Raw genomic sequence first — 5,729 nt, 5'->3', positions numbered from 1 at the left:
ATGTCTGACAATGCAAAGGATGTGTGGCGCTYTGAGCTTGACAACGAGGATTTTGATCTTCACGACCATAAATTTTATGCCAAAAATGATTTCATGGCTCCGTTTGCATCCGGCTCGGCCAGGTTTGATACTATGGTGATCGTGCCATGCTCCATGGGCACGCTGGGCCRTATTGCCGGCGGCATATCTGATGATTTGATAAGCCGTGCTGCAGATGTGATATTAAAAGAACGCCGTAAACTGATACTGGTTGCCCGGGATACACCATTAAACCTCATCCATATCCGCAATATGGAAACTGTGACCGAAGCCGGCGGCATTATCTGCCCTGCCATACCCTCATATTACAGTAAGCCCAAAAACATCGAAGAACTGGCCATGACCGTAGTGAACCGTGTTATTGACCTGATAGGGTTGGAGCACGAAAGCTACCGCTGGAGCGAGGATAATTAGTGGATTAGTGATTTATTGAAATTGATAATTCCGAAATCGAACATCCAAAATCCGAAATTAAAATTAATTTAATAATTCCTTATCTTTGCGGCCTTAAAGATGAATAAGAAAGTCGCTTTTTATACGCTGGGCTGCAAGCTCAACTATTCGGAAACCTCGTCTATTGGTCGCCTGTTTAACCAGGCAGGCTATGATACGGTTGAGTTTACGAACACGCCTGACGTTTTTGTAATTAACACCTGCTCGGTTACCGAAAACGCGGATAAAAAGTGTAAAAAGATAGTTAAGGAAGCGCTTAAAATTTCACCTAACGCCTATGTAACCATAGTAGGTTGCTACGCGCAGCTAAAGCCCCAGGAAATAGCCGAAATACCTGGCGTTGATATGGTATTGGGCGCTGCCGAAAAATTCCAGATCATTGATCATATCACTGACCTTACTAAAAAGCCTAAAGCTGTAATTTATAACCAACCGGTATCTGAGGCTAACCAGTTTGTACCCGCTTATTCATTTGGCGATCGTACCCGTACCTTTTTAAAAGTTCAGGATGGTTGTGATTATTCCTGTACCTTTTGCACCATACCCCTGGCCCGTGGCAGCAGCCGCAGCGATACCATTGAAAATGTTGTAGAGCAGGCAAAGCAAATTGCGGCATCGGGTGTAAAAGAAATTGTTTTAACGGGGGTTAACCTTGGCGACTTTGGCATCAGGAACGGCCAGCGAGAAGATAAATTCTTTGATCTGGTAAAAGCTTTGGATGAAGTAGAAGGTATTGACCGCTTCAGGATCTCATCTATAGAACCTAATCTGCTTACCGACGAGATCATTGCCTTTGTTGCCGGTTCAAAACGTTTTGTACCACACTTTCATATTCCCCTGCAATCTGGCTCTGATAAGATATTGAGTTTAATGCGCCGCCGCTATAAACGTGATTTGTATGTGAACCGCGTAGCTAAAATAAAAGAGCTAATGCCCAATTGCTGCATAGGTGTTGATGTGATAGTGGGTTTCCCCGGCGAAACAAGAGAAGATTTTATTGATACCTATAATTTTTTAAACGACCTGAACGTTTCATACCTGCATGTGTTTACCTACTCTGAACGTGAAAATACACTGGCCAGCCAAATGAGCGGAGCGGTACCAGGTTCGGCCCGTGGCGAACGGAGTAAAATGCTGCACATATTGTCAGACAAAAAGCGCAGGGCGTTTTATGAAAGCCAGCTTCATAAAACCGAAGTGGTTTTGTTTGAAGGTGACATTAAAGACGGCTTTATGCATGGCTTTACACGCAATTACGTAAAGGTAAAAACCAAGTACGATCCTGTGCTGATCAATGAATTAAAAACGGTTTACTTAACAAATATTTCACCTGACGGTGATGTCGAAATAACAGAAGGCGAAGAAATATTAGTTCATTAAAACACTATATTCGCTTCAAACTATAACCTATGTTTCCAACCATTACATCGCTCCTTCAATATCTTTTTGGTATAAACATCCCTTTGCCCGTACAAACATTTGGTTTTTTTGTGGCTATTGCCTTTATGGGCGCGTATTGGGCTTTTGCACAGGAATTTAAAAGGAAAGAGAAGCTTGGGATAATACACTCCTTTAAAAAAAAGGTAACTATTGGTAAACCCGCATCTGTTAACGAATTAGCAGGTAATGGTATTTTCGGATTTATTTTATTCTATAAAGTTGTTGATTGTGCATTAAACTACCAGGCGCTGTTGGATAGCCCTCAAGATTTTCTTTTATCCACAAGGGGTAATTTAATAGGTGGTATTATTGGAGCTGCTGTTTTTGCTTACTGGGCTTATCGTGAAAGCGAAAAGCAAAAATTAGCCCAACCGGTAATTAAAGACATAACAGTGCATCCGCATGAGTTAATGGGCAACATTTTGCTATGGGCCGCCGTATTTGGTTTTGCAGGAGCCAAGCTGTTTAATGCCCTTGAAAACTGGGGCGATTTTATGAAGGATCCGGTTGGGATGTTAATTGGTTTTAGTGGTCTTACTTTTTACGGAGGTTTAATATGCGGTGGCGCCGCAGTGCTTTATGTAGCCAATAAACATGGTGTTAAGCCACTAAATATGCTTGATATTGGCGGCCCGGGTGTAATGCTGGCTTATGCTTTAGGTCGCATAGGTTGCCAGATGTCGGGCGATGGGGATTGGGGCGTTGTTAACACCGCGCCAAAACCAGGTTGGCTAAGCTGGGCACCTGATTGGGTGTGGACCTTTAAATTTCCGCATAATGTAAATGATGAAGGAGTTGCTATTCCGGGTTGTGTAGGTAAGTTTTGCCATGAGCTGGCATATCCGGTTTTCCCTACATCATTTTATGAGTGTATAATTTGTTTATTACTGTTTTGGTTTTTGTGGAGTATTCGCGATCGTATAAAGGCTGCCGGTGTAATGTTTGGTATTTATATGATATTAGCCGGTATTGAACGCTTTTTTATTGAACTGATACGTGTAAATACAAAATACCATGTTGCAGGAATAAGCTTTACCCAGGCCGAATTTATTTCGCTGCTGATGGTTGTTGGCGGAACTGTTTTAATTGTTACAGGACTTAACAGGGACAAAAAAACGGCAACGGTACATGGCTAATACTATTAAGCAGTCATATAAAATATTTGAAAATCAGGTATTCAGGTTTGTAATTTCTGCAGGTGCAGGTTTTTTAGTTGATGTATCGGCCTTTTATCTGTTTTATCATAATTTGCTTACACGGCATACTTATCAGATATTTTCAATTACTGTTCGTAATTCAACATTGTCATTAGCCATATCGTTCTGTATGGGTGTGATCGTGAATTTTCTGATCACCCGATATATGGTATTCACCGAATCAAAACTATCATTTTATAAGCAGTTTATACGTTTTGCATCAGTGGCCGGTATTGGTTTTTTTGCAAATTTAACTGTGATAAAAATATTGATACAGGTTTTTGGTATGTACCCTCCTGTGGCAAGGATAGGTGCCGCATTAAGTTTGTTTTTTGCGAGCTATTTTATACATAAGGTATTTTCATTCAGTTTATCATTACGGCATCATGGAACTCATAAAAATAACAAACCAGGTAACTGAGGTATCAAAACAAGCAGGAGATTTCATCAGGCAGGAACGAAAAACGTTTGATCCTGATAAAATTGAATACAAGGGGTTGAACGACCTGGTATCATACGTTGATAAAACAGCCGAAAAGATAATTGTTGAGGGCCTGCGGAAAATATTACCGGAGGCCGGTTTTATTACCGAAGAAAAAACCACTACTACATTAGGCGAACGTTATAACTGGATCATTGATCCGCTTGATGGCACTACCAACTTTATACATGGTTTGCCGGCGTTTTCGGTAAGTATAGCGCTTAAAGAGTATGATGAATTGGTTTTAGGCGTGGTGTATGAAATTAACCAGGATGAGTGTTTTTATGCCTGGAAAGATGCGCCTGCTTATCTTAACAATTCAGAGATCAAGGTTAGTAATAATAAAAAGGTTGCAGATAGCTTGCTGGCTACCGGTTTTCCGTATTATGATTTTGGTAAACAAGCGGCTTATATTGAATTATTTGCCGACCTGATGAAAAATTGCCACGGTTTGCGCAGAATAGGTTCGGCAGCGGTAGATCTGGCTTATACCGCTTGTGGCAGGTTTGAGGCTTTTTATGAATATAACCTGAATGCCTGGGATATAGCCGCGGGTGTAGTAATAGTAAAACAAGCAGGGGGGCAGGTAGTTAATTTTAAAGGGGGTGATGAAGTGCTTGAGACAAGGGAGCTATTGGCAACCAATGGCAAGATTACTGAGGAACTATTACAAACTATTCAAAAGTATTTCAAATAGAGTTACACTAATTTCACGAATTTATAAAACACGAATGCCACGAATTTATTGAATTGTATACTGATTAGTATTCATTCGAATAAATTCGTGGCATTCGTGAAAAGAATCTTATAATGCCTCAGATACCACTTCGGTAACTTCGGGTACCATACGTTTAAGCAGGTTTTCGATACCGGCTTTAAGTGTAATGGTTGATGAAGGGCAGCCACTGCATGAACCACGCAGTTCAACGGTAACTACACCCTCATTAAATGAACGGTATGAAATTGCGCCGCCATCCTGCTCAACAGCCGGGCGAACGTAATCATGTAATATCTGTTGTATTTTAACTTCGGTTTCTGAGCCTTCAAAGTTTGCTTCTTCGGCTTGGTCTTCTAATTGTATTTTCAATTCAGATTCAACCGCGCCTTTAACAAACTCCTTCATGATGGGTTCAACATCTGCCCATTCGCTGCCATCAGTTTTGGTGATGGTAACAAAGTTACTGGCAAAGAAAACACCATTTACAAATGAGAATTTATATAACTCTTTGGCGAAAGGTGATTTTTCGGCACTTTCTTTTGTAGCGTAATCGGCACTGCCATTAATAAGCAACTTGTTCACTATGAACTTCATAGTTGCTGGATTAGGCGTTAATTCTGTATATACGTTGATATTCATCCTGATCTTTTATTAAAACTTGAAGTAACAAATTTAGGTAGCTTTTTCCTTTAAAGTTAGCTATTAAATAGTTATGACATGCAGATGATAGATAGTTTATGCAGGCCAATGAAAAAACTTGTCATTGCGAGCGCAGCGTGGCAACCTCATAGGACAAGTAACGAACCTTACTTCCGCAACCTTTATGATGAGATTGCTTCGTTTTTCGCAATAACATAATGTTTCACCTGTACATTCATCAAATACCCGTATAATTTAACGGGGTAATTTGCTTTAGTTCCTGTTTAATAGCATCACTTATATCTAACGTATCAACAAAGGCTGCTATTGTATGTCCGTTAATTTGTTGGTTGGTACGTGTCAGGTCTTTTAACGCTTCATAAGGGTTAGGATAGCCTTCGCGTCTTAATATGGTTTGGATAGCCTCGGCAACAACTGGCCAATTGGCTTCCAGATCTGCACTAATAGCATCTTTATTCAGCAATAGCTTATTTAAACCTTTTACGGTTGATTTTATGGCAATCAGGGTATGAGCAACCGGAACACCAATATTTCTTAAAACGGTCGAATCAGTAAGATCGCGTTGCAATCTGGATATAGGGAGCTTGGCGGCAAGGTGCTCAAATAAAGCATTAGCAATGCCCAGGTTACCTTCCGAGTTTTCAAAATCAATCGGATTAACCTTGTGCGGCATAGCTGATGAACCTACTTCGCCGGCTTTTATTTTTTGCTTAAAATAGTTCATGGATATGTAGGTCCACAT

At 40.5% G+C, this 5,729-nt stretch carries 7 protein-coding genes; 5 read left to right on the top strand and 2 right to left on the bottom strand.

All coding sequences use genetic code 11. From position 1 onward, the window contains the following. From AC1DRQ_RS29010 to AC1DRQ_RS28990, 5 genes are all read left to right on the top strand, one after another. A partial coding sequence (locus AC1DRQ_RS29010) for a UbiX family flavin prenyltransferase (RefSeq protein ID WP_477429245.1) occupies positions 1-453 on the top strand: 453 nt, incomplete at its 5' end. Between the two features lie 99 nt (positions 454-552). Then, the gene (mtaB, locus tag AC1DRQ_RS29005; protein WP_477429244.1) at positions 553-1,872 is read left to right on the top strand and encodes a tRNA (N(6)-L-threonylcarbamoyladenosine(37)-C(2))-methylthiotransferase MtaB; all 1,320 of its coding nucleotides are present in this window, start codon (positions 553-555) and stop codon (positions 1,870-1,872) included. Between the two features lie 29 nt (positions 1,873-1,901). Continuing rightward, complete coding sequence (locus AC1DRQ_RS29000) at positions 1,902-3,068, top strand: prolipoprotein diacylglyceryl transferase (protein WP_477429242.1); 1,167 nt, start codon at positions 1,902-1,904, stop codon at positions 3,066-3,068. Then, entirely contained in the window at positions 3,061-3,549 is a 489-nt protein-coding gene (locus AC1DRQ_RS28995; protein ID WP_429401057.1) for a GtrA family protein, read from the top strand. The genes AC1DRQ_RS29000 and AC1DRQ_RS28995 overlap by 8 nt, the downstream gene beginning before the upstream one ends. Next, entirely contained in the window at positions 3,515-4,306 is a 792-nt protein-coding gene (locus AC1DRQ_RS28990) for an inositol monophosphatase family protein (RefSeq protein WP_477429239.1), read from the top strand. Before AC1DRQ_RS28995 ends, AC1DRQ_RS28990 begins: the two co-directional genes overlap by 35 nt. A gap of 108 nt (positions 4,307-4,414) precedes the next feature. On the opposite strand, the gene AC1DRQ_RS28985 is transcribed toward AC1DRQ_RS28990, so the two are convergent. Next, positions 4,415-4,966: a NifU family protein gene (locus AC1DRQ_RS28985; RefSeq protein ID WP_477429237.1), complete on the bottom strand. Its 552-nt coding sequence runs from the start codon at positions 4,964-4,966 to the stop codon at positions 4,415-4,417. 238 nt (positions 4,967-5,204) lie between these two features. Then, positions 5,205-5,729 (bottom strand): lyase family protein (locus tag AC1DRQ_RS28980; protein WP_477429235.1); only part of this gene is annotated, 525 nt, incomplete at its 5' end.

This window comes from Mucilaginibacter sp. P4_E8 (assembly GCF_056401495.1).
Note: the sequence above shows the minus strand (reverse complement) of the source record. Positions and strands in the feature narration are given on the sequence as shown.